At 39.7% G+C, this 26,055-nt stretch carries 24 protein-coding genes and 1 tRNA gene; 7 read left to right on the top strand and 18 right to left on the bottom strand.

Annotated elements, in window-relative coordinates:
* Positions 1-245 precede the first annotated feature (245 nt).
* Positions 246-770: a dihydrofolate reductase family protein gene (locus tag M2470_RS04755; RefSeq protein WP_280743699.1), complete on the top strand. Its 525-nt coding sequence runs from the start codon at positions 246-248 to the stop codon at positions 768-770.
* A 336-nt stretch (positions 771-1,106) separates the two neighbouring features.
* Positions 1,107-1,409, top strand: coding sequence for a helix-turn-helix domain-containing protein (locus M2470_RS04750; protein WP_002561330.1), 303 nt, complete (start codon positions 1,107-1,109; stop codon positions 1,407-1,409).
* A 356-nt stretch (positions 1,410-1,765) separates the two neighbouring features.
* Here the strand turns inward: M2470_RS04750 and M2470_RS04745 are convergent, their stop codons facing one another.
* The 4 genes from M2470_RS04745 to M2470_RS04730 all read right to left on the bottom strand — a co-directional run bounded on the left by M2470_RS04745 (position 1,766) and on the right by M2470_RS04730 (position 4,465).
* On the bottom strand, positions 1,766-2,599 hold the full coding sequence (locus M2470_RS04745; protein WP_280743700.1) for a site-specific integrase: 834 nt from the start codon (positions 2,597-2,599) through the stop codon (positions 1,766-1,768).
* A gap of 60 nt (positions 2,600-2,659) precedes the next feature.
* Positions 2,660-2,869 (bottom strand): Arm DNA-binding domain-containing protein, encoded by a 210-nt coding sequence (locus M2470_RS04740; RefSeq protein ID WP_280743701.1) that lies wholly within the window; start codon positions 2,867-2,869, stop codon positions 2,660-2,662.
* Positions 2,870-3,095: 226 nt separating this feature from the next.
* On the bottom strand, positions 3,096-4,118 hold the full coding sequence (locus tag M2470_RS04735; RefSeq protein WP_280743702.1) for a site-specific integrase: 1,023 nt from the start codon (positions 4,116-4,118) through the stop codon (positions 3,096-3,098).
* 273 nt (positions 4,119-4,391) lie between these two features.
* Positions 4,392-4,465 (bottom strand) — tRNA-Asp (locus tag M2470_RS04730).
* A gap of 136 nt (positions 4,466-4,601) precedes the next feature.
* Here M2470_RS04730 and M2470_RS04725 point away from each other — a divergent pair.
* Both M2470_RS04725 and M2470_RS04720 read left to right on the top strand, forming a co-directional pair.
* Positions 4,602-5,918: a pyridoxal phosphate-dependent aminotransferase gene (locus M2470_RS04725; protein WP_280743703.1), complete on the top strand. Its 1,317-nt coding sequence runs from the start codon at positions 4,602-4,604 to the stop codon at positions 5,916-5,918.
* A gap of 115 nt (positions 5,919-6,033) precedes the next feature.
* Positions 6,034-6,627, top strand: a complete 594-nt coding sequence (locus M2470_RS04720) for a YqgE/AlgH family protein (RefSeq protein WP_280743704.1) — start codon at positions 6,034-6,036, stop codon at positions 6,625-6,627.
* Between the two features lie 55 nt (positions 6,628-6,682).
* On the opposite strand, the gene M2470_RS04715 is transcribed toward M2470_RS04720, so the two are convergent.
* A complete protein-coding gene (locus M2470_RS04715) occupies positions 6,683-7,906 on the bottom strand; it encodes a tetratricopeptide repeat protein (RefSeq protein WP_280743705.1) in 1,224 nt (407 codons plus the stop codon).
* Positions 7,907-7,947: 41 nt separating this feature from the next.
* Complete coding sequence (gene gyrA, locus M2470_RS04710) at positions 7,948-10,566, bottom strand: DNA gyrase subunit A (protein WP_280743706.1); 2,619 nt, start codon at positions 10,564-10,566, stop codon at positions 7,948-7,950.
* Between the two features lie 397 nt (positions 10,567-10,963).
* On the opposite strand from gyrA, the gene M2470_RS04705 reads away from it, so the two are divergent.
* Entirely contained in the window at positions 10,964-12,337 is a 1,374-nt protein-coding gene (locus M2470_RS04705) for an aminopeptidase P family protein (RefSeq protein WP_280743707.1), read from the top strand.
* 73 nt (positions 12,338-12,410) lie between these two features.
* On the opposite strand, the gene M2470_RS04700 is transcribed toward M2470_RS04705, so the two are convergent.
* The 3 genes from M2470_RS04700 to M2470_RS04690 form a co-directional block, all read right to left on the bottom strand.
* Positions 12,411-12,911, bottom strand: a complete 501-nt coding sequence (locus M2470_RS04700) for a thioredoxin-like domain-containing protein (RefSeq protein WP_280743708.1) — start codon at positions 12,909-12,911, stop codon at positions 12,411-12,413.
* 343 nt (positions 12,912-13,254) lie between these two features.
* Positions 13,255-13,857 carry a 30S ribosomal protein S16 gene (locus M2470_RS04695; RefSeq protein ID WP_280743709.1) on the bottom strand — a complete coding sequence of 201 codons (603 nt, stop codon included), beginning with the start codon at positions 13,855-13,857 and terminating at the stop codon, positions 13,255-13,257.
* A gap of 75 nt (positions 13,858-13,932) precedes the next feature.
* Positions 13,933-14,472 carry a pyruvoyl-dependent arginine decarboxylase gene (locus tag M2470_RS04690; RefSeq protein WP_280743710.1) on the bottom strand — a complete coding sequence of 180 codons (540 nt, stop codon included), beginning with the start codon at positions 14,470-14,472 and terminating at the stop codon, positions 13,933-13,935.
* A 247-nt stretch (positions 14,473-14,719) separates the two neighbouring features.
* Here M2470_RS04690 and M2470_RS04685 point away from each other — a divergent pair, with 247 nt between their 5' ends.
* Together M2470_RS04685 and M2470_RS04680 are read left to right on the top strand one after the other, a co-directional pair.
* Complete coding sequence (locus tag M2470_RS04685) at positions 14,720-15,295, top strand: superoxide dismutase (RefSeq protein WP_280743711.1); 576 nt, start codon at positions 14,720-14,722, stop codon at positions 15,293-15,295.
* 93 nt (positions 15,296-15,388) lie between these two features.
* Positions 15,389-15,748: a thioredoxin domain-containing protein gene (locus M2470_RS04680; protein ID WP_280743712.1), complete on the top strand. Its 360-nt coding sequence runs from the start codon at positions 15,389-15,391 to the stop codon at positions 15,746-15,748.
* Positions 15,749-15,785: 37 nt separating this feature from the next.
* On the opposite strand, the gene M2470_RS04675 is transcribed toward M2470_RS04680, so the two are convergent.
* The 9 genes from M2470_RS04675 to ruvX form a co-directional block, all read right to left on the bottom strand.
* Complete coding sequence (locus tag M2470_RS04675; protein ID WP_280743713.1) at positions 15,786-16,874, bottom strand: LptF/LptG family permease; 1,089 nt, start codon at positions 16,872-16,874, stop codon at positions 15,786-15,788.
* 4 nt (positions 16,875-16,878) lie between these two features.
* Positions 16,879-18,009, bottom strand: coding sequence for a tRNA guanosine(34) transglycosylase Tgt (tgt, locus tag M2470_RS04670; protein ID WP_280743714.1), 1,131 nt, complete (start codon positions 18,007-18,009; stop codon positions 16,879-16,881).
* Positions 18,010-18,127: 118 nt separating this feature from the next.
* Positions 18,128-19,690 carry a 4Fe-4S dicluster domain-containing protein gene (locus M2470_RS04665; protein ID WP_280743715.1) on the bottom strand — a complete coding sequence of 521 codons (1,563 nt, stop codon included), beginning with the start codon at positions 19,688-19,690 and terminating at the stop codon, positions 18,128-18,130.
* Positions 19,690-20,622, bottom strand: coding sequence for a DUF362 domain-containing protein (locus M2470_RS04660; protein ID WP_280743716.1), 933 nt, complete (start codon positions 20,620-20,622; stop codon positions 19,690-19,692). Before M2470_RS04660 ends, M2470_RS04665 begins: the two co-directional genes overlap by 1 nt.
* A 378-nt stretch (positions 20,623-21,000) precedes the next feature.
* On the bottom strand, positions 21,001-23,094 hold the full coding sequence (locus M2470_RS04655; protein ID WP_280743717.1) for a tetratricopeptide repeat protein: 2,094 nt from the start codon (positions 23,092-23,094) through the stop codon (positions 21,001-21,003).
* A gap of 42 nt (positions 23,095-23,136) precedes the next feature.
* On the bottom strand, positions 23,137-23,463 hold the full coding sequence (locus M2470_RS04650) for a biotin/lipoyl-containing protein (RefSeq protein ID WP_280743718.1): 327 nt from the start codon (positions 23,461-23,463) through the stop codon (positions 23,137-23,139).
* A 6-nt stretch (positions 23,464-23,469) separates the two neighbouring features.
* Complete coding sequence (locus tag M2470_RS04645; RefSeq protein ID WP_280743719.1) at positions 23,470-25,017, bottom strand: acyl-CoA carboxylase subunit beta; 1,548 nt, start codon at positions 25,015-25,017, stop codon at positions 23,470-23,472.
* 21 nt (positions 25,018-25,038) lie between these two features.
* The gene (gene def, locus M2470_RS04640; RefSeq protein ID WP_280743720.1) at positions 25,039-25,596 is read right to left on the bottom strand and encodes a peptide deformylase; all 558 of its coding nucleotides are present in this window, start codon (positions 25,594-25,596) and stop codon (positions 25,039-25,041) included.
* 4 nt (positions 25,597-25,600) lie between these two features.
* The gene (gene ruvX, locus M2470_RS04635) at positions 25,601-26,026 is read right to left on the bottom strand and encodes a Holliday junction resolvase RuvX (protein ID WP_280743721.1); all 426 of its coding nucleotides are present in this window, start codon (positions 26,024-26,026) and stop codon (positions 25,601-25,603) included.
* Positions 26,027-26,055 lie beyond the last annotated feature (29 nt).

Here is a 26,055-nt window from a genome sequence, read left to right as displayed (position 1 = left end):
ATGTGTAAAACAGTAACAATCAGAAGTATTTCAGATACTTCATGAGTACATAACATAACGTTCGCTGAACGTCTCGATACAGAAAACTGGTAATTTTCAAGAAAGACGAGATGAAAGGTGTAATGTTCATGCTATACAGAGTATGGCGTGGACTTGCAAATTTCGTCTTTCGGGTATACCAGTGCCCCTGTATCGGAATGAGCGAGCTCCACGCTTTTTCTTTTGTATAATTAAATCATAAAGTTATGAAAAAAATTAAGTTGTATACAGTAGTTTCCCTTGACGGATACATAGCTCGGACTGATGGCGATTTAGACTGGATATCAGATTTTTCAAGTCCGGAAAAGACAGACTATGGATACCGGAGTTTTTTTGAATCGACAGATACGGTAATCATAGACGAATCTTCCTATCTGAATATTCTGAGTATGGATATCATTTGGCCCTATAAGGATAAATCTGTATATGTGGTTTCATCTATGCCCATGCATGCAAAAGACAATATCCACTTTATTACAGATGATATAATTGACAGTATAGATAAACTGCGGGAGGAAGAGGGAAAAGACATCTGGCTTGCCTGTAGCGGTAAACTCCTAACAATGCTACTGAATCACAATATGGTAGATGAAATGATAATTAACCGTTTCCCTGTGATACTTGGCTTCGGAACGCCTTTATTCTCCGATAATCCGAAAGAATCCGAATGGCGTGTAAAAAACAATGTAAGCTATCAAAATGGGATTACCCAAACGATATATACAAAGTAACTAAGTATTGCCGGTTTCAACATTAAACCTTACAACCTCTAAGGTTTAACCTTGCGAAAACGCCTATATAGTGGCTGCAAAACACCTGAGTTGCACCTGACACAGGTATTTCTTGTTTTATGGTTATCCAAACACATTTTTAGCCTATTTCGAGTAAAAATACCCTTCTCTATCAACAATTACCGAGTATTATATCTGATTTCTCATTTTTTCTCACTGTAAATCAGTCAAATAAGAATTTTTTTAATAAAAATAGTACCTGACTCAGGTATAACCTATGAAATCCGTTTCTTTTTACTGCCGACCTTTGCACTGTAACATTTTTCTAAGGTCATTATGGATAATAAAAAAAGTTTCGAGGAATGGATGCAAATCCTATTAGGACGCTTTGACAAGATAGACAAAACGCTTGATAGAATGAACAAGCTCAAAGAGTGTTTTGATGGTGATGCGCTGCTTGACAATCACGATCTGTGTAAACTCCTTGGAGTTACAAAAAGAACGATTGCCCGGTATCGGCAAAAGAAGCTGCTTCCATATTATACCTACGATGACGGAAGAGTGTATTATAAAGCTTCAGAAGTCGAACAATTCATGAAAAGAAAAGGTAGACCGTCGGATGAACCTGAATTAGTTTAAATTTCATATATTAGTAAATAGATAAGCCCGCAGCTTTACGCTGTGGGTTTTTGTTTAGGAAGTTTTTCCTGCACAAGTTAAAGATGCGCATTTGACGGTTAAGCAAGTTCAAGCCTTCGGTTCTCTCAAAAATATTTTTCAAATATTTTCGGTAGAAAACTTGCATAACCTATGCACATCTTATTTTTTGTGCTGGAAAAAGTTTCCTATGTCGGAAGATACAATATGGAAGAAAGAAGCCTATAGTTTTCTTCGACAGAATAATTTTATGTAACTTTGTAAATGAGAGTCGTTCTTTGTCTTTATGCAAAATGGCGCAAATCGCAGAGGTTCGCTGGTTTCTAAATCGTTACCTATCAAAAAAAACAGCCTTGTAACTCGCTTATTTTCAGCCATAAAGTAGATTTTGTATGTCTTGCTTTATGCGACGAAATCCACTTCGTGATTCCAGCTTGTTTTCCTATACGCCTTAATGAACGATTCATATTTTCCACATTACTGGGGACAGGAAAGATAAATTTACTCTTCGCCACAAGACGGTATTGTTCGATAAGTTGTTTGGCAACAGGTAGTAATTTGACATAAAACGTCGTTCCGGTTTTCTTCCGTTTGGCAATCAGCCACATTTCGCCATCAAACGATTTTTGGATATCATCAAAGGTAAGTTTCTTGACATCTGCATAGGCAAGACCGGTAAACGCTTGAAAAACAAAAATATCCCGTATCTGTCGTTGTTTGTATCGCCTTAGCTCGACTGTCATAAACCGTTGCAATTCATCTTCGGTCAAATAACCTCTATCCCGAGTTTGTGCTTTGAAACGGAATCCGGCAAAAGGATTGATATGTACATAGCCTTTACGTTGGGCTATCAGCATAATCTGTTTTAACTTGGTAATGGAAGTTAAGAGCGTACTTCCTGCCAGCTTCCTTTCTTCAAGTAGATAGAGGTAATAATCCTGAATAAATTGGGGCTCTACCTCTTTTATAGGTATATCAGATAGTTTATATCTGTCCTTAAGGAACATTTCAACACGTTTGCGATTAATCAGCAGTTGCTCATAAGAGCCTTCGGTTCGGTCTTTTCCTACCCGTTTACTGTATTGCTCATAAAACTCGTCAGCGACAGATAATAGGGTACGGTATTCATCTCCAAAACCCAGATAGCCATTCTTGACTTTTTCGGCAGTCACAAAATTATCCCTATCGCAAATACTTTGATACTGTTTGCCGATTTGTGTACGGATGTTATCCTACTTCTGATTTATCTTCTGCGCTTCGAGGCTTTTGCCTGCTGCTCGGTTTGAGCCTGTATCCCATAATGTAGGCTTGATATTTAGCTTACAGCTAAATTGAGATATACTACCGTTGACTGTGATACGTCCCATGATAGGAGCTTTACCATCAGGTTTGAGACTGTTCTTTTTCAGGTAGAACAAAACCTTAAATGTACTTCTTGCCATAACTCTAATTTTAATGGTTACAAATTTAGTTTACTTAGAGTTATCCGATGCTATGCAAATTTACGCAAAACGTTGAATAATAGCACTGTACAAAGAATTGCAAAAAGATGCTCAGGTAACGATCTGGTAACTGAAATCACCGCTAACTTTGCTTTTTTATACTTTTATTCCCAATATTTCAAAGAGAACTATTTTTTGTAATCCACTGATTACGTTCTCGTTACACTCATTTGCTTCCTCTTTCAAAAACGGCTGCTGTTTCCTTCAAATAAGAATTCATCTTCTGATTGCTTATGATAGGTAGTATTTCGTCATTTGGCAGAGTTCCTTTATACTTTTCGATAATTCTCATTGGAATATCTAATAAAGGCACTCTATAACTAACACCAGTTTTTACACGTTTGCCAATAATCCAAAGACTTTCGTCAAAGGTGGTTCGGATATTACTTTCTCGCAAATTAAAAACATCAACGTATGCCAAACCCGTGAAGCACGAAAAAACAAATACATCTCTTACAGTTTCAAGGCGTTTGATAGGGAATTTCTTTTTCATAATGGCTTCCAATTCCGGCTCTGTCAAATATTCTCTTTCAGACTTCTCAAATTGCAGCTTATAGTTTAGGAAGGGATTGACTTTAATCCACCCGTTGCTTTTAGCTATAAGAATTATGGACTTCAATCTCTGCATGAATTTAGCAGTAGTATTTTGTCCGCAGCTATGCATCGTCTTCATATATACCTCAAAATCGCAAAGAAAAGAATGATTTATTTCTTTCAGGTGTATGTCTGAAATATTGTACTTGTATTTCATGAAATCATAGAGCCTGTTCCTTGTTCGCAGATACTTCATATATGTATCTCGACTAACATCCTTTCCTATTTGTGCTTTGAGATTTTCAACGTGATGGTCGAATAAATCCAACAGGGAATCTTCACGAGTTTGTAAGCCTAAAAAAGCATTTCTAACTTTTTCGGCAGTAACGCAACTATCCCAATCTGTTATTTCTCTGTAATGTTGGGTAAGACTTGCTCTGAAATTATCCAATAACCCATTCAACTTAATGGCACTTGCAGACTTGCCATTCGCTTTTCCTGCTTTGGGGTTCCAATCTGCGGGGTCAACCTCGCATTTTACACTAAACTGGGCAATTTCCCCGTTTAAGGTTATTCTTGCCATTATGGGAGCTTTCCCATTGCTCTTAATCGCATTCTTTTTAATGTAGAAAAGAATTTTAAATGTACTACGCATAATTACTCAATTATTAAGATTACAAAATTACTTTCTTGTGATCTCATATGAGGAATTTCTTCTGCGCCAAATTGCGACAAATCAACGCCTTATCGCGACATTCGTTACCTTTTTGGTTTTTTAGAAAATGGGTAATGATTTGGTAACGGAACTCTGTCCGACTTTGGCTTTTTAATGACTTTAGTGTGTCCTAAAGGGATATAAAAAAAGCCTGTAAAATGCTATTCTACAGGCTTCTTGTCTTCGTAATTGACTGATTGTCAGTCTTTTAAGCGGTATGGACGGGACTCGAACCCGCGACCCCCTGCGTGACAGGCAGGTATTCTAACCAACTGAACTACCACACCGTTTTTTTGAGTTGCAATTACTCTCAATTGCGGTGCAAAGATAGGGGGATTATTTGAACTTACAATAGTTTTTCAAAAAAAAATGAATGGGCAATGATAAATTTCTTATTTTTGCCTATCAATAAATAATGATGAAATGAAGAATACACCAGTAGACTATAAGATAGCTAAAGAAGTTATAGACAGTTATAAGTTGTCGCATTTTGGTAAAGCAACCATTCGTGAAGTAGTAGCAATTTCCTCACAGTTAGAGGAATTAACGAATGTAGAGTTTATCCACATGGAAATGGGGGTACCGGGGCTTAAGCCTGCACAGGTAGGTGTTGATGCGGAAATAAAGGCTTTGCAAAGTGGTATAGCTTCTGTTTATCCCAATATTAATGGTGCCGCTGAGCTCAAAAAGGAGGCTTCACGCTTTATCAAAGCTTTTATTGATATAGATATTGATCCGGAATGTTGCGTACCTGTTACGGGCTCTATGCAGGGGACATATGCTTCTTTTCTGACTTGTGGACAATGTGTGGACGGAAAAGATACAATCTTATTTATTGATCCCGGATTTCCTGTGCAAAAACAGCAAATTGTTGTCATGGGCTATAAATATGAGTCCTTCGACGTGTACGAATATCGTGGCGAAAAACTTCAGGCAAAACTGGAAGAATATCTCAAGAAGGGTAACATCGCAGCCATGATATATTCAAACCCTAATAATCCGGCATGGTTCTGTTTTACTGATAAAGAGTTGAAAGTTATCGGAGAATTAGCAAATAAATACGACACGATTGTTATTGAAGACCTTGCCTATTTTGCTATGGATTTCCGCAAGGACTTGGGCACACCATTCCTCCCACCCTATCAGTCTACTGTTGCTAAATACACAGACAATTATATCATGCAAATATCCGGTTCAAAGGCATTTAGCTATGCAGGCCAGCGCATCGGAGTAACGGCTATATCCAATAAATTATACCATCGCTCCTACCCCGGGCTCACTCAGCGATACGGTGGCGGAACATTCGGTACCGTATATATACACCGTGTATTATATGCTCTATCTTCGGGAACCAGCCATTCGGCACAGTTTGCCTTAGCAGCCATGTTTAAAGCAGCTTCCGATGGAACATTCGATTTCGTATCAGAAGTTAAAGAATATGGTCTTCGTGCTAAAAGATTAAAAGAAATATTCAAGAATCATGGGTTCAAAATCGTATACGACCATGATTTGGATGAGCCTATTGCCGATGGATTTTATTTCACTATTTCCTATCCGGGAATGACCGGAAGCGAGTTGATGCAGCAATTAATCTATTATGGAATTAGCGCTATATCACTGGAAACAACGGGCAGTAATCAGGAGGGCTTAAGAGCTTGTACGTCCTTTATAAAAGATCATCAATATAAACTTTTGAACGAGCGTTTGAATATATTCAACGAAAACCATCCGATAGTATAGAAAGTAGATTTTTGAAATTTTGCATTTATTAACCCTTATAGTTGCAAAATGTATTTGTTTTTTACTATAAAAAGCTATATATTGTCGTGAATTAATATTATACACCTTAATTATTATGGCAGCAAATAATAACATTTTTAAAATTAAACACAACAATCTGCTTCCAGAAAAAGGTAGTATTCTAATTTCAGAGCCATTCTTGCAAGACGCATATTTCCAACGTTCGGTGGTCTTGCTCATTGAGCATAGCACAAACGGTTCTATGGGTTTTGTACTAAACAAAAAAACAAATTTAGTGATTAATGATTTTTTCTCTGATTTGGAAAAACTATCCGACATTCCTATTTATCTGGGTGGGCCGGTAAGCTCAAACAGGCTATTCTTTATCCATACCTTGGCAGAATTGATTCCTGATTCTTTGAAAATTGCAGACGGATTATTTTTTGATGGTGATTTTGATATATTAAAGCAATATATTATTGATGGCAATTCCATTAAAGGAAAAGTGAAATTCTTTCTTGGCTATTCTGGATGGACAAAAGGCCAGTTAGGATTTGAGATCAAAGAAGACTCCTGGATGGTCAGTCGCTCGGCTAATTCTAACATTATGCTTGCCGATGACGAATCATTCTGGAAGCGTTCTCTGGAAGTATTGGGGAGTCAATACAAAACGTGGTTAAATTTCCCCAAAGATCCTCATTTGAATTAATGAACTAAAAAAGGCCGCTGTTGGGCGGCCTTTTTTTATTATATATTAACGAGGATTATTCAGCATTATTCATCTCAGCTTCAATAGCTTCAAACTCTGCATTCATATTCAAATTGTAATAAATACTTCTCAAAGCAATCATGGCATCTCTGTCATCAGGTTTTACTTCACGCACTTTCTGGAAATAAGGCATTGCTTGTCTGAAATATTCTTTTGCTTTTTCTGATTCTTCCTGATACAATTTTGCATCATTTATCATATTAGCTTCTCCTAGTTTGTTTACTCCTTGGTTGTAATAAACACGTCCCAGGTTTGATAAAGCATCTGAAAAATTCGGATCAATTTCCAATGCTTTTTTAAAGTACTGCTCAGCATTATCCATTTCTTTCAATCCTGATTCATATACTCTACCCATTACATCATACAACTGAGCATTATTAGGATCAGAAGCGATAGCTGTTTTAAGGTATTCGATAGCTTCTGCATTTCTGTTAGAATAGATATAGTTGTTGATCAGACTCAACAAGAAGTAATTTTCTTCCGGATATTTAGTCAAACCTTCTTTCAGTGTTTGCTCCAACATTACAGTATCTTTCTTTTGCTCATATTCATAAGCTAGATATTGATAAATATCATTACCTCTGTAATCCATATTCTTTGCACGTTCCAAGGCAGCAATAGCCAAATCAGAATTATTAAGCTGAGTAGCTGCAACGGCTGCATAGAACTGAACAGTCATATAGTTAGAATCTCTTTCCGCAACTTTTTCACCTTTAAACATCGGAAGATTTGAGATTTCGATGTATTGTTCAAAGCAGTCATAAGCCGTTTGATAATCTCTATTATCAAAATAATAAGCTCCTGCATTGATATAATACACATGGTTTGCGCTCAAAACACCTTTAATATCCTTTGTATATTTAGGTTTCACTTTACCTTTTGCATCAGGTAACTGATCCAATTCATACGACTTTACAAAATAAGGAAGGATATTCATCAAAGCTTTATACATAACAGGTTCATTGGGCTGTTGTCCTAGTACTTGCTTCATTCTTTCTGCGCTAAATTGCTGATCTTCAACATAACCTGCCACATACCATGTTTTGGGATCATCTTTCGTTTCAGCATTTTCCAAAGCTCCTTTTATAAGGCCTCTCGCCTCTTCAAAGTTCGGGTTGCTTCCTTTGGCAATACTTTGTGCCTCATTTACTGTTTTCTTTTGAGCAAAAGAGGTAGAAGCAACTACGCATAATGCTAATGTAAATAATACTCTTTTCATCTTACTAGTCATTTGTAATTAATATTTCTATTTGTTTAAATTTACTCTTCAGAATTATCTTCTACATCATCAATATCCTTCTCTGATGTATCTTCATCATCTTGTTGCAATATTTCAAAGTTTGGGTCAGCAGCAGCTTCCGGATTTATACTATTCCGGTTTGAAATAGCTTCGTCTTCTGCTTTTTGTTCAACAATTATTTCCTCTTCTTCAGATAATACCTTGCAAACAGATGCAATTTCATCATGACGTTTACCCAAGTTAATCAAACGAACTCCCTGAGTGGCACGGCCAATGACATTGATATCAACTACTTTCATACGGATCGCTATGCCTGATTTATTTATAATCATGACATCGTTTTGTTCCGTTACAGTCTTAATAGTAACCAGTTTACCTGTTTTATCCGTGATATTGATGGTTTTCACACCCTTACCACCTCTGTTGGTAATACGGTAATCATCTATATGAGAGCGCTTTCCATAACCTTGTTCCGAAACAACCAGTATTGTTTCTTCTTCCTTGTCTTTCACGCAAATCATACCTACTACTTCATCTAGCGGATCATCATCTAGTCGCATACCGCGTACTCCGGCAGCTGTACGTCCCATTACACGCACGGCGCTTTCGTGGAAACGGATGGCCCGTCCGTTACGGTTGGCAATGATCACCTCATTGTTGCCGTTCGTCATACGTACATTTACCAGTCCGTCATCCTCGTGCAAGGTTATGGCATTCACACCATTCTGGCGAGGACGGGAATAGGCTTCAAGCAATGTTTTCTTTACAATACCTTTTCTTGTACAGAACAACAGGTAATGCGAATTGATAAATTCGGTGTCTGTCTTCAGCCTTTTCACACGGATAAAGGCATTTACCTTATCATCCGGTTCTATGTTCAACAGGTTCTGTATAGCACGTCCTTTCGCATTTTTGGCACCTTCCGGTATCTCGTAGACTTTCAGCCAGTAACACTTACCTTTTGCTGTAAAGATCAACAAGGTAGCATGCATGGAGGCTGGGTAAATATACTCTACGAAATCTTCATCACGGGTTTCCGAACCTTTCGCCCCTACTCCACCGCGACCTTGTGCCCGGAACTCGCTCAACGGGGTACGCTTAATGTATCCCATGTGCGAAATAGTGATAATCATCTCATCATCAGCATAGAAGTCTTCCGGATTCATTTCTTCGGAAGCATATATGATATCTGTCTTACGATTATCTCCGTATTTTTCTTTTATTTCCAGGAATTCGTCTTTGATTACTTGCATCAAAAGCTCTTCATTTTCAAGTATTTCTTTCAAATGGGCAATCAATTTGGCAATCTCTTCATATTCGGCACGTAGCTTATCTTGTTCCAGTCCTGTTAACTGGCGCAAGCGCATTTCTACAATAGCCCGGGCCTGTATATCCGTCAGGCTGAAGCGCTCCATAAGATTGGTGATTGCTTCCTGCGGACTTTTAGAGGCTTTGATAATAGCTATTACTTCATCTATATTATCTGAAGCAATGATAAGTCCTTCCAGTATATGAGCTCTTTCTTCTGCCTTTCTCAGTTCATATTTGGTACGGCGGGTAACAACATCTTTTCTGTGCTCTACAAACAGTCCGATCAACTGTTTTAGATTCAGCTGTTGCGGACGACCGTTTACCAATGCAATATTATTCACACTAAAGGATGACTGCAAAGCTGTCATCTTATAGAGCTTATTCAGTACAACAGACGAGTTGGCATCCCTCTTTATATCAACAACGATACGCATCCCGTGACGGTCTGACTCATCGTTTACGTTCGATATACCTTCTATGCGTTTATCATTTACCAGGTCGGCTATATACTTGATTAGTTCGGCTTTATTTACCAGGTACGGAATTTCGGAAATAATAATTTTTTCGTGATTATTTTCCACCTCTATTTCCGCTTTTCCGCGAAGGATAATACGTCCCCTTCCTGTTTCAAAAGCTTCCTTTACGCCGGCATAGCCATATATGGTAGCTCCCGTTGGAAAATCCGGTGCTTTTACATACTGCATCAGGCCTTCTATCTCGATATCACCCTTACAGTCTATATAAGCAATACAGCCATCAAGTACTTCGCTCATATTGTGAGGCGGCATGTTGGTAGCCATACCTACGGCAATACCCGAAGCTCCATTGATAAGGAGGTTGGGCAAGCGGGTTGGCAATACGGTAGGCTCCTTCAATGTATCATCGAAGTTAAACTGGAAGTCGACCGTATCCTTGTCTATATCCCGAAGCATTTCTTCGGCCAACTTGCTCAAACGAGCCTCTGTATAACGCATTGCTGCAGGGCTGTCGCCGTCTACCGACCCAAAGTTACCCTGCCCGTCTACCAAGGGATAACGTAACGACCATTTCTGGGCCATACGTACCATGGCAAAATAAACTGAAGAATCACCGTGTGGGTGATATTTACCTAAAACTTCACCAACAATTCTCGCAGATTTCTTATAAGGTTTGTCGGATGTGTTTCCCAACTCATTCATTCCAAATAACACGCGACGATGAACAGGTTTAAAACCATCCCTAACATCCGGAAGGGCGCGTGAAACAATAACGGACATTGAATAATCAATGTACGCAGACTTCATTTCCTCCTCGATGTTAATCTTTATAATTCTGTCTTGATCAACCATTTAGTTTTTATATTTAATACACTCAATCTCTTTGCTCGCTTTTTGCTCGAAAAAGTCCACTAAGGTAAGGCTTTTCCGCATACTACGAAAGATTTTCCAGTCATATTTTTTCACTTATAACGCTTTTAAAGTACTTAGACTATCACGGTTTTTAAAGGTTTATTTCACCGATATTATTAAGGGGCATCACAGAGTTCAGAAAGTCTTTCAGTATCTACAGAATTGAAATCCCACATATGTAGAACACATGTTCAACAACTGTTGAATTCATGTTCTACATATGTTGAACATGTGTTCTACAGTTGTGGGACTTTTAAGATACTATTTTTCGGAAGACATTAGGGTGAATGCCAATCTTTTTCTATCTTTGGTAGCATTAAAATAAAATACAGTATTTATGTTTAACAAAAAAACGTATATCGCCCGCCGGGCTAAATTGAAACAGACATTGGGATCAGGTCTGTTATTGTTTTTAGGGAATGATGAGTCGGGAATGAATTATGCGGATAACACCTACCACTTCCGCCAGGACTCTACATTCCTGTATTTCTTCGGCCTGCCGTATGCAGGATTAAATGCCATTATTGATATTGATAACGACAAAGAAATAGTCTTTGGCGACGAGCTTACCATCGACTCTATTGTGTGGATGGGAACACAACCTACTCTAAAAGAAAAAGGCGAAAGCATAGGTATCACGGATATTCGTCCGGCAAAAGAAATAGAAGAATACCTAAAAAATGCCCAACAGAAGAAGCAAGCTATTCACTATCTTCCCACTTACAGAGCTGAGCATCAGGTGAAACTCCTTAGCTGGCTCGGTATCTTCCCGGGAACAGAAAAGCCTTCCGTACCCTTTATCTTAGGGGTTGTTAATCAACGTAATTACAAAACCGAAGAAGAAATAGTAGAGCTAGAGAAAGCCTGTACCGTAACTGCCGATATGCACCTGACAGCCATGCGGATGGTTCGTCCGGGTATATACGAAAGTGAAGTTGCCGCAGCAGTAGCCGAAGTAGCCTATGCCAGCAACTATCAGCTATCTTTCCCGATCATTGCTACTATAAACGGACAAACACTGCATAACCATTATCATGGCAATATGATAAAAAGCGGAGATATGCTATTGCTTGATGCCGGAGCAGAAACAGAAATGGGATATGCCGGAGATATGTCGTCTACTATCCCTGCCGATTCTACATTTACCACCCGACAAAAAGAAATATACGACATCTCAGTCGCCGCTCACGAAGCAGCTGTTGCAGCGCTCCGCCCCGGCGTAGTGTTTGAAGAGGTGTACGACCTTGCCCTCAAGGTAATTATGGAAGGTTTAAAAGAGATGGGCTTTGTAAAAGGTGACCCGATGGAAGCCGTAAAAGCCGGAGCAGCAGCTCTATTCATGCCTTGCGGACTGGGCCACATGCTAGGTCTGGATACTCACGATATGGAAAATCTGGGCGAAGTATACGTAGGATACGACGGACGCCCCAAAAGCACACAATTCGGACGCAAATCGCTCCGCCTGGGACGCAAACTGGAGCCAGGCTTCGTCTTGACCATCGAGCCGGGTATCTATTTCATCCCCGAACTAATCGACCTCTGGAAAGGCGAAAACAAGTTTACAGAGTTCATAAACTACGAAAAAGTAGTTACCTACAAAGACTTTAGCGGAATCCGCAACGAAGAAGATTACCTGATCACCGAAAACGGAGCCCGCTTATTAGGCAAGAAAATACCGATTCGCACAGAAGAGGTAGAATCATTGAGATAACATAATCGTGTGGAAATAAAAAAGCCTGTCCCTTTATGAGAGACAGGCTTTTTTGCAATTAATCTAATCTTGATTAAATTTCTTTCAATACATCAATCAACTCGTTAGGAGTAACATTTGTTGCAATAATAACTCCTTCATCATTAATCAGATAGTTTCTTAATCCTTTTTTCAGATTATACTTTTTGTATAATGCTGATTTTTTACCGTGTTCTGCATGAAACTGCATCGTTTCATTTAGCTTGTCCATTTTTACTGTTTCTTGAAAAACAGACTCTTTTTCATCTAGTGAAATGGAACACAACGTAATTTTTTCAGAACTAAGTTTACTTACTTCATTCGAGAATCTAACGTTACGAGCTCTGGATTCAGCATCATAAGCTGCCCAGAAATTAACTAAAGTGTAACGGCCCGAATGATTTTGGAAATTAAAATCACTTTCATTTCCTAAAGACTCTATTCTCGGAGCAAGATCACCTGGAGATAACCCTTCAACTAATCTTACGTCTTTTGTAGCAGCAGACATTGTTAACAACATTACTGTTACAATGAGAACATAAGCTTTTACCTTCATAATGTAATTTTTATATTAAACCTAATTGAATCGAACAAAGAACAAGACTAATACCAAATTTGTTTTTAAAACCATTAATCGTCCGATCCAATCCCTGATTTTCAGGGAAGATATGGAGAACTCTTCGCTAAGATATTCAAACACATATCTTAAAAACTGTGGCAAAGATAGATAAAAACCATTTTATCTCAGCATTATATATCATTTTTTTATCAACATACAAGGTTTTTTATATGTTTTATCGCACACATCAGGATAAACAGATATGTTTTTTAACATATTGGGCATAAAAAAAGAGGCATTGTTTAATGCCTCTTTTTATTTTAGCTTGAATGAAACCTTATTATTCAGCTTTTTCCTCTGTAGCAGCAGGCGCTTCGGCCTGAGCTTCTTCAGCAACTGGTTCAGCAGCAGGAGCCTCTTCAGCTACTACTTCTTCTGCGGCAGGTGCTTCTTCAGCCTGTTGGGCTGCTTCGGTTGCTGCAATTTCTGCTTTCTTCTTTGCTACTTCTTCTGCTTTGGCTTTGTTTGCTTCTTTTTCAGCATCCAAACGTGCTTTCGCTTCTGCCTTAGCAGTTTCACGATTCTTTTCTTTCAAAGATTGAGCCATTTGTTGCTTGTCTTTCAGCCAAGCCTGGAATTTTGATTCGGCTGCTGCTTCATCAAAAGCTCCTTTTTTAACTCCTTCCAGTAAGTGTTTCTTTAAGCAAACACCTTCTTTTGAAAGAATACTACGTGTTGTGTCTGTAGGTTGAGCACCTACCTGTAACCAATACAAAGCTCTTTCGAAATTCAAATCTATTGTAGCAGGATTAGTGTTCGGATTATAAGAACCTATCCTTTCAATAAATCTTCCATCTCGTGGAGCCCTGCTGTCTGCGACTACGATCTGATAAAAAGCATAACCTTTACGACCGTGTCTTTGCAATCTAATTTTTGTTGCCATGTTTGAATAATTAATTTAAGCTATTTTGTATTAGCGGGTGCAAAGTTAAGTTATTTAATTAACTAAAAAAAATATTTATTCCTCTATTTCAGGTACAAGGAAGTCTATGAAGCATAAAGCTGCAAGAGCCGTACCGTACCTTTTCTCAATTGTAATACCTTCTGTAATGAAATTTAATTCGCCAAGGTAATAATCGCCATATGTTTTTTGGTGAAGATCGTTAATTACGCGTATCAAACGAGATTCCAACTCTTCAATACGATAGCGACCGCTCACCTCACATACCAGACCACCAACTTTTTCATCAAAATTTTCGTCCTTGTACATCCAGGCATATACTACTCCGGCAGAAACGAACTCGTCCTGATATCCGTGAGACATTGCCATAATGGTTTTCAATTCCGAGCCAAATGGAGGAAGATCTATTTCATCCATAGTAGCTAAATGGGCCGTAGCCGGAATAACAGACGAATATGTCATAATATTGAAATCTGAAATACCAGCATCATAAAGAGCCATATGATAAGAACCTGCATGTTTCTCCAGGTCAGACTCTCCACTTCCTTTTGTTATGAAAAAGGTGTTTGGAATCAAGTTTCCAACTTTTTTTGCCATCTACGAATATGTTTACTAAATTAATAATGATTTAAGTGCACAAAAATAGAAAGTTATTTGATATTATTCGTCATCTCGATCTGAAAAATCAATTTTTCAAGAAAAAATGCCATCCGAATGAACAATTTATCTCTTACATATGTTAGAAATATAAAACAACCATTTTAACAGTATTCATATGTTAGCATTATTACTGAGTATTTTGTTGCTCAATCCAAATTATATAACAGATAAAAACGAAAGTATTATGAAATTCGAATTAGTAAAATTACCCTACGAGGCAGGTGCTTTGGCGCCGATAATCAGTAAACAAACCATAGAGTTCCATCACGGAAAGCACCTTCAGGCTTATGTAAACAACCTGAATAATCTTATTCCAGGTACAAAGTTTGAGAATGCCGAACTTGAAACCATTGTAAAAGAATCGGATGGAGGTATATTTAATAATGCAGGCCAGGTATTGAACCATAACTTGTATTTTACACAATTCTCACCAAACGGTGGAGGTAAGCCTTCCGGTAAGCTGGCTTCAGCTATTGATGCTGCCTGGGGATCTTTTGAGAACTTCCAGAAAGAATTTGAAGCAGCAGGTGTTGGATTATTCGGTTCAGGCTGGGTTTGGCTGGCTGCTGATAAAGACGGTAAGCTATCCATCACAAAAGAAGGAAATGCAGGGAATCCTGTAACCAAAGGTTTGAAGCCTATATTAGGATTTGACGTATGGGAGCACTCCTACTATCTTGATTATCAAAACAGGAGAGCCGACCATTTGAAAGAGCTATGGAAGATTATCAACTGGGAAGTTGTTGATAAGAGATATTAAACCTTTCACTAGAAAGGTGTAAGGCACTGCCCGGACGATAGATTCCGGGCGGTTTCGTGTTTAGCAGTAAAAAAGGAGAGACATAAGACTACCATGATTAAAGCAATTTCGTTAACAAAATCTGATTTTCTGCAAAAGGTTTCAAATTATGAAGCCCACCCGGAAGAATGGATATTCGAAGGAAAAAAGCCATGTATTGTTGATTTCTATGCCGAATGGTACGCCCCAAGTAAAAAAGTTTCAGCCATATTAGAAGAAATAGCTGTTGAATATGCCGGACAAATAAATATCTACAAAGTAAATACAGAAAAGGAAGAGGATCTTACATCAGCACTAGGTATACGCAGTATCCCATCATTGCTGTTTTGTCCGGTAGACAAACGGCCTCAAATGGCCAGAGGAACTATGAGCAAATTAGAATTCAAAAAAGCAATAAAAGAAGTGCTTTTATAATAAAAGGGAAAAAAGAAATTCAGGAAGAGCCCTACGCTTAGCGTGGGGCTTTTTGATATAAATATATAGCGATGAAGGTATATATAATATTCGGGATCCAGGAAGCCACCATCGGGCTTACATAGCCATTAATGGCAAATGTAGAGGTAACTGTCGTAAACAAAATGTATGAAAAGCTCAGCCCCAGTCCGATACCGATATTCAATCCCATTCCACCTTTGATTTTTCGTGACGATAAAGAGGCACCTATACTCGTCAGAATGAAAGCTGCCATGATAGCTGCATAGCGTTTATGATACTCAATCTCAAAAGACTGAATATTACCAATCCCCCGTTTCTTCTGCCGGCTGATATAAGTGGCCAGTTCAGGAGTAGTCATCGTTTCGCAATCATTCACTGATATAAGAAAGTCAGAAGGTATAATCGCCAGAGTCGTGTCTTTTCTTGAACCGGAGCTGATATATTCGCGCATGCCGTCAAAGTCACGAATCATATAGTCAATAACCTGCCACTGGTATAGGGTATCATATTTGATTTGTGTAGCTGTAAGGCGGGAAACCAACTGTTTGCCTTCAAAATGCTCTAAAGAAAAACGATAGCCCATCTTTGATTTATCATCGTAACGGCCAAAATAAGCTATAGTGCCCGGTTCTACCTCCAATTGCACATTGTTGGCATAATCTACAGCTTTATTCTTTATGTATTTATTCTGAAAATCAATACGCGTTATATTGGCCGGAGGAATAATAAATGCATTTAATATGAAAGTAAACAAGGCTATAATAGCAGCAGAAATAGCATACGGAAGCATCAGCCTCTTAAAGCTCATTCCACTGGCAAGCATAGCGATAATCTCCGAATTATCAGCTAGTTTGGACGTAAAAAAGATAACAGCAATAAAGGTAAACAGTGCACTGAACAGATTGGCAAAATAAGGAATGAAATTCATGTAATAATCAAAAATAATAGCCGACAGAGTTACTTCCGGCTTCAGGAACTTGTCAATCTTCTCATTTATATCAAATACCACAGAGATAGATATAATCAAGATTATGGCAAAGATATACGTTCCCAAGAATTGTTTGATTATATACCAGTCCAGCTGTTTTAACCCGAATTTCTTCATCTTTTTATAACCGGTTTGATAATTGGCTTGTCATTTCGCGCTTCCACTGGGTGAAGTCACCCGCTATAATATGCTTCCTCGCTTCTTTCACGAGCCAAAGATAAAAAGCTAAATTGTGAATGGAAGCTATTTGCAGGCCTAAAATTTCATCTGCTTTTATTAAATGATGTAAATATGCCTTACTGTATTGGGTATCTACAAAGGAATTGGCCTCTGCATCGATAGGAGAAAAGTCATCTCGCCACTTCCGGTTTTTAATATTTATGGTGCCATACCGCGTAAATAACTGACCGTTCCGTCCATTACGGGTAGGCATGATGCAATCAAACATATCCACCCCTCGCTCAATAGCTTCCAACAAATTAAGCGGAGTACCCACTCCCATTAAGTAGCGGGGTTTATCTTTAGGTAAGATCTCATTGACTACTTCTATCATCTCATACATCTTCTCCGTCGGTTCGCCTACTGCCAGTCCGCCAATCGCATTACCGTCTGCCTGCTTATTGGCTACATATTCGGCGGCTCTGCGACGCAAGTCGGGATACACACAGCCTTGTACTATTGGGAAAAGGCTTTGTTGATATCCGTATTTAGGCTCCGTACTGCTAAAGCGGTCTACACAGCGATCAAGCCAATGCTCGGTCAGCTCAAGGGATTTCTTTGCATAGGCATAGTCGGCATCCCCGGGGCAGCATTCATCAAAAGCCATGATAATATCAGCTCCTATAGAACGCTCTATATCCATCACTTTTTCGGGAGAGAAGAAATGCTTTGATCCGTCAATATGAGAGCGAAACTCGGCTCCTTCCCGGCTAAGTTTTCTATTCTCGGCCAATGAAAACACCTGGAATCCTCCACTATCGGTTAAGATAGCTCTGTCCCAACTGTTGAATTTATGTAATCCTCCTACCCTCTCCAGTATTTCAATCCCCGGACGAAGGTATAAATGGTAGGTATTCCCCAGAATGATGGGGGCATTGATATCATTCTTTAATTCCGTCATATGAACAGCTTTCACTGTCCCCTGTGTACCTACAGGCATAAAAATAGGCGTCTCGATTACTCCGTGATCCGTCGTGATCAAGCCCGCCCTAGCATTTGAATGTATATCGTTATATTGTAACTCAAATTTCATCCGGCAAAGGTAATCATAATTAGGCAGAACGAAACACGCAAAACGCAGAACACAGCATAAAACCATTTATTTTTATTAAAAAACCGTTCTGCGTGTTCCGTTCTGCGTACTGCGATTATTAGAAACCAAAGTCGTCTATTTCAAACTCTTTAACTTCTTCTTCCGGAGGTAGTTGAGCTACCTGGTGTACGTTGTTTGCTTTTACAATAATGGCACGATGCGGATTGACCGGGCAGATGGATTCGCAGCCGCCGCAACCAATGCATAACTCCGGCTCTACCTTAGGAATAGTAAGTGTTCCTTCAAAAGGGATCATGTGTACAGCCTGTGTGGGGCAATGCTCCGAACAGGCTCCGCAATCAGTTCCTTCCGTATTAACGATACAACGATCGATAATAAAGGTAGCAATACCCACCTGGGTTACTTTCTTCTCTTCGGGAGTCAGGGTTTTTATTGCATGAACAGGACAAACGTCTCCGCAAACCGTACATTCGTAATTGCAATAATTCGTTTTATAGGATACATGCGGACGAAGCAAGTAGTCAAAACCATACTCCAGGCCTGCCGGCTTCAATATTTGGGTAGGACATTTTACAACACAAATATGGCATCCTGTACATACATCCTTAAAGCGCTCCAGGTCTATTGATCCGGGAGGGGTTACAGGTCCCCAGTTTTCCTGATCGCCATTAGTGTTTCTGTGCCGCATTCTTCTTCCGGCTTGTGCTACAATCGGTAAAGAAGCTGTTACGGTCATACCTGTAGCCAGGAATGTACGACGGCTTTGTGGATCTGCCACAGCCTCCTCTTCTTTTTTTGCTTTCTTGAAGGGAGGGTTAAAGCGGTATTTCAAACCGCCCTTGGGACAGGTAGAGGTACAATTAAAACAATCTACGCAGCGAGAGGTATCTACTGCCATATTCTTACTGTCTATGGCTTCAGCCTTACAGCTTCGCTCACAAGATCCGCAGGTATTACAAACGGACTCGTCAAACGATATTCTGAAGAAGGAATAACGCGAAACCAAACTCAGCAGTCCGCCTACCGGACACAGGGTATTGCAGAAGAAACGTCCCCGAAAAACAACCATCAATACAAACACAAGCAGAGCTACCAGTCCTGCTATTACGCCAGACAACATAACTGACTTAATGGTAACATGATACAGCGTATAGTTGTCAAACGCCATCAACCACCCGGCCAGGATATTATTACCCCAGATAACAAGCGGGCGAAAAAGATTGGCAGCAATACGTCCGAAGTTGCTATACGGATCCAGCCACACCACCAGTTCGGTAATGCCTACCAAAGCCAGTAACACAGTAATACCTAACAATATATAACGAAAAAGATTCAGTGGCTTGTGATAAGAAAAGCGCATGCTTCCTTTCCGCTTCTTTTTACCGATACAAAACAAACGATTGATAATGTCTTGAAACACACCGGCCGGGCAAATCACAGAACAATAAATACGTCCGAATACCAGAGCCAGAAGTAATTGAAAAATAAGAATACCTATCATCCCACCCAGGATAGCAGGCACAAGTTGCAAGTGCAACAGCGTATGTAACCCTTGAGGTAACTTGCCGGTAAAATCTACAAAGTAGAGTAGTATGGGTATGAAAAAGAGGATTGCGAAAAGCACTCGCAACCCTTTTAAATAATTCGTCTGTTTTCTCATTATATCTTGATACGTTTGATATTCATTTTGCTCAAATCAGTAGAGCCCAGTTTCAAAGTCTGGCCTTTACCAATATGTCCTACAGCTTCCATCTCCAGCTTCTTTACCTGATTGAATAAGCCAAGTGCTGCCGTATCAATTTCTACAATATTAGGCGATACCAAGAGGGATTTGATGGTTGCTACATCGGCAGCACTCTTCCCCTGCGGGCCGTTTTGATGCATGATACGGTAAGCATCTACAATATTCAAAGCCGGTTTTTTATGCCAGGTACAAATATCTGCAATACACTGATGTAAGTCGTTGCTATGGAAAATACGACGATCCCAAACGATACCCATATAGTTCTTCATGGCGCATGACAACTTGGCTCCACCATGATTTTTCAATATAGGAACATTAAACCACACATCAGCCTCCAGAAGGGCTTCATGTATCTTGGCACTTTTAATATTCACTCCATTGGGGATAGATACTTCTTTGTAGTATTTTTCAACGTCTGCCGGAACAATTAATCCGCCTGCCGACTCTACTGCAGCTGCAATACCACTGGTTTTGTAGCATTTCTGCCAGTCGTCACACGTATGGTCAAAAACGGTCACTTTAGAAGCTCCGGCGTTCAGACATTTCTTTACAAGCGCTTTTATCAGCTCAGGATTAGTATTACCGGCCAGTTCGGGCGTACGATCCCAACCTATATTCGGTTTAATAACAACTTTCTGTCCCTTCTTTATATATTGGTTAATGCCTCCAATGGCCTCCAAGGCCTTGTCAAGCATCGCAGCAGGTTCGCCTCCCATGATTGCTACCATATCGGGAGCAGATTCCACACTCATTGTATTGGTTGCCAAAGCAGCCTGTAAACCATCAAAATTCAGGGTTAAAGCCGCCCCTGCAACAGCACTGGTCCTTAAGAAATCACGACGTTTCATATTACTTATTTAATTGGTATAGATGATTAATGATTAGAGATAACAAAAGTAGTAAAATATTAAGACTTTCATAAAGCAAAAAGGTTTACTCTTTGATATATTAAAAAAGTTTCACCCGGGTGAGAAAAAATTCTCATGTGGATGAGAAAAAGTTCTCATCAGGGTGAAACTTTTTTTCTCATCCGCAAAATTGTCTTGTTTATTATACTTTCTTGGGAGATTATGTAACGTTCGTAAAATATGTTAAAATAAAAGAGACCTCTCAACAATCCCGGCAACTTCCTTGTTATATAAATACAACACGAATTCGAATAAATAGTTAACAAAAGGTTAGTCTTAAGAAGGGGAAGCCTGCGAAGGTCTCCCTTTTTGTTTTTATCAATTACTTGTCATACGTTTTATAATGCTGTAAGCATTGATGATACCCAACTCGCCAGCCTTGCTCAAATCAGCAATTCCTCTATTAGCATCACCTTGTGACAAACGAGCCAACCCCCGGTTGAAATAAGCTTCGGCAAAATCCGGATCGCGTGTAATCGCCTCGTTGTAATCCTGTATGGCAGCTCTGAAGTCTCGTTGGGCACAGCGCAGATTCCCCCGGTTGAAGAAAGCATAAACAAAACCTGGGTTCAGTTTGATCACCATATCATAATCACGAACGATTTGCTCATGTTCAATGGCCCGCTTGTTGTCTTTCAACTTGGCAGAGACTGCATCATTTGTAGTGGCAGTTTGTGATTGTTTTCCAATAGTCAGATTCACTCCGGAAGAAACATCGGAAATCTCATTCGACATCTGCGACATGGTGTATTCCAGTTGCTTATATCGAACAACGGCTCTATTGAAGTATGCCATCGTAAAGTCCGGATTCTGTTCTATTACTTTCGTGAAGTCATTTATCGCTTCGGAAAAATCCTGCACCAGCATAAAGTCAATGGCACGCCCGAAGTAAGCATCCGTGTTAGACGGATTCGCATCTATCTTAGCAGAAAGCTCATTAATAGAAGTAAAGTGCGAAGCTATCTGAAACTCATTCAAGGGCGCTTCTTCATTGGTAAGACGTAACTTACGGGGAAGTATCATACGCGCATTGAAATCTTCAATCATCTTGTCGTAATAAACAATTTTCTTTATCTGATCTGCCTTTTCATAATAGGTAAGAACAAAAAGCGGCTCAAGGTCTACACGTACATTACGATCCTGTACCCTACCCCGCACATCGCTCTGGTACTTGCTTTTACGTTCTTCGTCTTTATCATACACCACCAAACGGTTAAACTTATTAATGCTCTTATCCGATTGTTCGCGTGTATTTTCTTCTGAAGAGGTATCTGCATCCGCTGTAGACGAAGTAGACGGGCTTATACCTGTCTGACGTTCTTTTTTCAGCCTTTCTTCTATTTCAAAGGCCGTCCAGTAATCACGATCAGCTCCTGCATTATCCCTCATTTTGCGTTTGGCTTCCGAGCGGGCATAGTAGCCCGGTATAAAATTGGGATACTGGTTCAATACAACATCAAAGTTTTGTACGGCACCTATATAGTTTCCTGTTTCATGATATAATAAAGCCCTGTTGTAATAAGCCATATAGTTGTCCGGCTCTTCCTCAATAACAACATCAAAGTCTTCAATCGCACGGTTATTGTCACCCACCTGGAAGCGTAATAAGCCACGGTTAAAACGAGCTATCAGGTTGCGGCTATCCCAGCTTATTACCTGGTCGTAATCGGCCATAGCGCCGCGAAGATCGTTCATCTGATAGCGAACCAAGCCACGATTAATATAGAAGCCACCTTCACGCGTATTCAGGCGGATAGCTTCATTCAGATCGCTCAATGCGTCTTCCAGTTTGTGCGTTTGATAATAAACTATCGCGCGGTTTCCATAAGCAGGTGCATAATACGGATCCATTTCTATGGCCTGGTTGTAGTCTTTTAATGCCTGTACCGTATCTCCTTTTTCCAGGTACATAGCGCCACGCGTAAGGTAATTCATGGAATATTTGGGATGGGCAGCCATCAGGTCTTCAAATACGACCTCTGCCTGATCATAGTCTTTCTTTTGAATATAAGCAACAGCTTTATTTACCAGCATTTGCCGGTCTTCGGGTTTGAATTCTAATCCTTTGTTGTAATCTTCAATAGCCCCTTTATAGTTGTCTTGGCTTTGCCGGGCTATACCCCTAGCAAAATAGGCTTGTACCAAAAAGGGATTTCGCTGAAGGCATAAATCACAATCTTCTTCAGCTCCATTATAATCGTCGAGGTTTATTTTGGCTACAGCGCGGTAGAAGTAAGGTTCGGCCAGCCAGGGCTTTGCTTTTATTACCTGATTAAAATATTGAATAGATAGGACGTAATCTTCAAAATATAAAGCATTACGTCCTATCGCCAATACTCGGTCTGTGTTGATCTGTGCAAAAACAGATAGAGAACAGAGTAGATATATGGTAAATATGATTGCCTTCTTCATCGACATGTAAAATGATTAAGAGGCAAAAATAATTATTTTATCTTACTTTGGGTCTATTTTTATCATCAAATGATCTTTACTTATCTTGTCCCCTTTCTGCACATAGATATCCTCTACTATTCCTGATACCGGAGAAACTACTCTGTTGAGCATTTTCATCGCTTCGAGTATCAGTAACAGATCTCCTTCTTTCACCTCTTGTCCTTTTTTCACTTCTATATCCACAATGGTTCCCGGCAGGTTGGAAATAACCTCTCCGGCGCATGGTTTATGCCAAATCGGACGGTTCTTATATTTATTGGTTAGTAACGTTTTGTATTTACGGGCTGTAACAACAAAATCAACCAATTCTACATCTTTTGTTTCCATATGCGATCAGAATGGAGGTAATCCATGTTTTTTAGCGGGTCTGTATTCTTCTTTCAAAGCTGATAGTTCCAGCGCATGAAGCAGTAAGGAGCGAGTTTCCGTAGGTTCGATAACAGAATCGATGAAACCTTTGGAGGCTGCTACGTACGGATTGGCAAACTTCTCAATATACTCTTTCACCTTCTGCTGACGCATCGCATCCTGATCTTCGGCTTCCATGATTTCCTTCCGGAAAATGATATTGGCAGCTCCTTCCGGACCCATCACCGCAATTTCAGCTGTTGGCCAGGCAAACATAAAGTCGGCACCTAAATGCCTTGAGTTCATTGCAATGTAACCTCCACCATAAGCTTTTCGCAAAATAACAGTAATCTTCGGAACAGTTGCCTCTGAATAAGCATACAATACTTTGGCACCATGACGGATTACACCGGCATGTTCCTGATCTACACCAGGTAAGTAACCAGGCATATCTTCCAACGTTATAATCGGAATGTTAAACGAATCACAGAAGCGGATAAAGCGGGCAGCCTTGTCTGAACTATCACAATCTAATACTCCGGCCAAAACCATTGGCTGGTTGGCTACAAAGCCGACAGTATTTCCCGCCATACGTCCGAAACCGATAACGATATTAGCAGCCCACAACTCTTGTACTTCCAGGAAGTCCGAATCGTCAACGATACATTTAATTACATCGCGAACATCGTAAGGCAACTTCGGATCAGATGGGATGATGTTTCCTATATTTAACAGAGTACTAGGCTCCTTAGGTTCTATTGATTTCGCCTTCTTTGTATTATTCCAGGGAATGAAGCTAACCAAACGTTTGATCTGATCAAAACACTCCTGTTCACTTATGGCATAGAAATGGGCATTTCCTGTAATTTCGGCATGGATACGTGCTCCACCCAGATCTTCCATGGATATATCTTCGCCCAATACCGTTTTAATTACGTTCGGACCGGTGATGAACATCTTCGAGATATTCTCAACAACGAACACAAAGTCTGTAAGAGCCGGCGAATAAACCGCTCCTCCGGCACACGGACCCAGGATAAGCGATATCTGAGGTATAACGCCCGAAGCAATGGTATTGCGATAAAAGATTTCGCCATATCCTGCCAAAGCTTGTACCCCTTCCTGTATACGGGCTCCACCTGAGTCGTTGATACCGATAATCGGACACTTCATTTTCAACGCATGATCCATGATTTTGGTGATCTTACGGGCATGTTGCAGACCTAAAGAGCCTCCTGCTACCGTAAAATCCTGCGCGTAAATACATACCGGAGCTCCAAAAATGGTACCAGTACCGGTTACTACCCCGTCGCCTGGGAAGTCTTTTTTCTCCATTCCAAAATCATGTCCTGCATGCTTCACAAACATGTCATACTCATTAAAAGAATGGGGATCTAATAAGGATAATATACGTTCACGAGCCGTAAGTTTACCCATTGCGACTTGTTTTTCAATGGCTGCTTCTCCTCCTCCTTTTTCTACAACGGCTTTCCGTTCTCTCAGAGCTTGGATGTTTTTTTCTAAACCTGTCATAATGATTGATTTATAGGATTATCATTTCCCTACAGCTTTTACTCTGTAGGAACAATTTGCTGTACCTTTTATAATAGTATTCAACTTGCCTTTATTGAGCTGTTTACGGATGGGAGAAATATTGTCGATAAACACGTGTCCCTCCAGATGCTCATACTCATGTTGCACAATACGGGCTGCGAAACCATCAATGGTTTCTTCATGTTCTACAAAATCTTCATCCATATACTTTATGCGTATTTTTGCCGGACGGGATACCTTCTCATGAATGCCCGGAATACTCAGGCAGCCTTCTTCCAATGCGATTTCTTCTTCACTGCGTTCTACAATAACCGGATTAATCATCGCACGTTTAAAGCCTCTACATTCAGGAAAATCATCTCCCATTACATCACCATCAACAACAAATAAACGGATAGACAAACCTACCTGTGGTGCAGCCAGCCCAACACCGTCTGCGTGATACATGGTTTCAAACATATTTGCTACCAACTCCTTCAATCCTGAGTAGTCTTTAGGCACTTCTTCCGTTTCCTTTCTCAATACGGCTTGCCCGTATAAATATATAGGTAATATCATAAAATTATAATTGATTTATTTTCTTATTTTCTAAATAGGATTGTAATATAATAACAGCACTTATCTCATCTACCAATGCCTTATCTTGTCTCTTCTTCTTTTTTAGTCCACCATCAATCATTGCTCTCTGCGCCAAAACAGATGTAAAACGTTCGTCATAATACTGAACCGGAATATTGGGAATTGTACGCTTAAGGTGAGTAACAAAAGCTTCTACATACTTCATATTCTCAGATTCTTCATTGTTCATTTGCTTGGGAAGTCCTACCACAAACAGTTCGACAGCTTCGCGGGATACATAATCAGTTAAAAACTTCACGAGTTCTCCACTCGGAACTGTAGTAAGTCCGGTTGCTATCAATTGTAATGTATCCGTGACAGCAAGCCCGGAACGTTTTCGTCCATAATCTATGGCTATAATCCTTCCCATTGGCTACAAATATAATATAAAAAAGAATT

It is taken from the genome of Parabacteroides sp. PH5-46 (assembly GCF_029892785.1).
In the GTDB taxonomy this organism is placed as follows: domain Bacteria; phylum Bacteroidota; class Bacteroidia; order Bacteroidales; family Tannerellaceae; genus DFXE01.
This window is presented reverse-complemented; position numbering and strand designations above follow the sequence as displayed.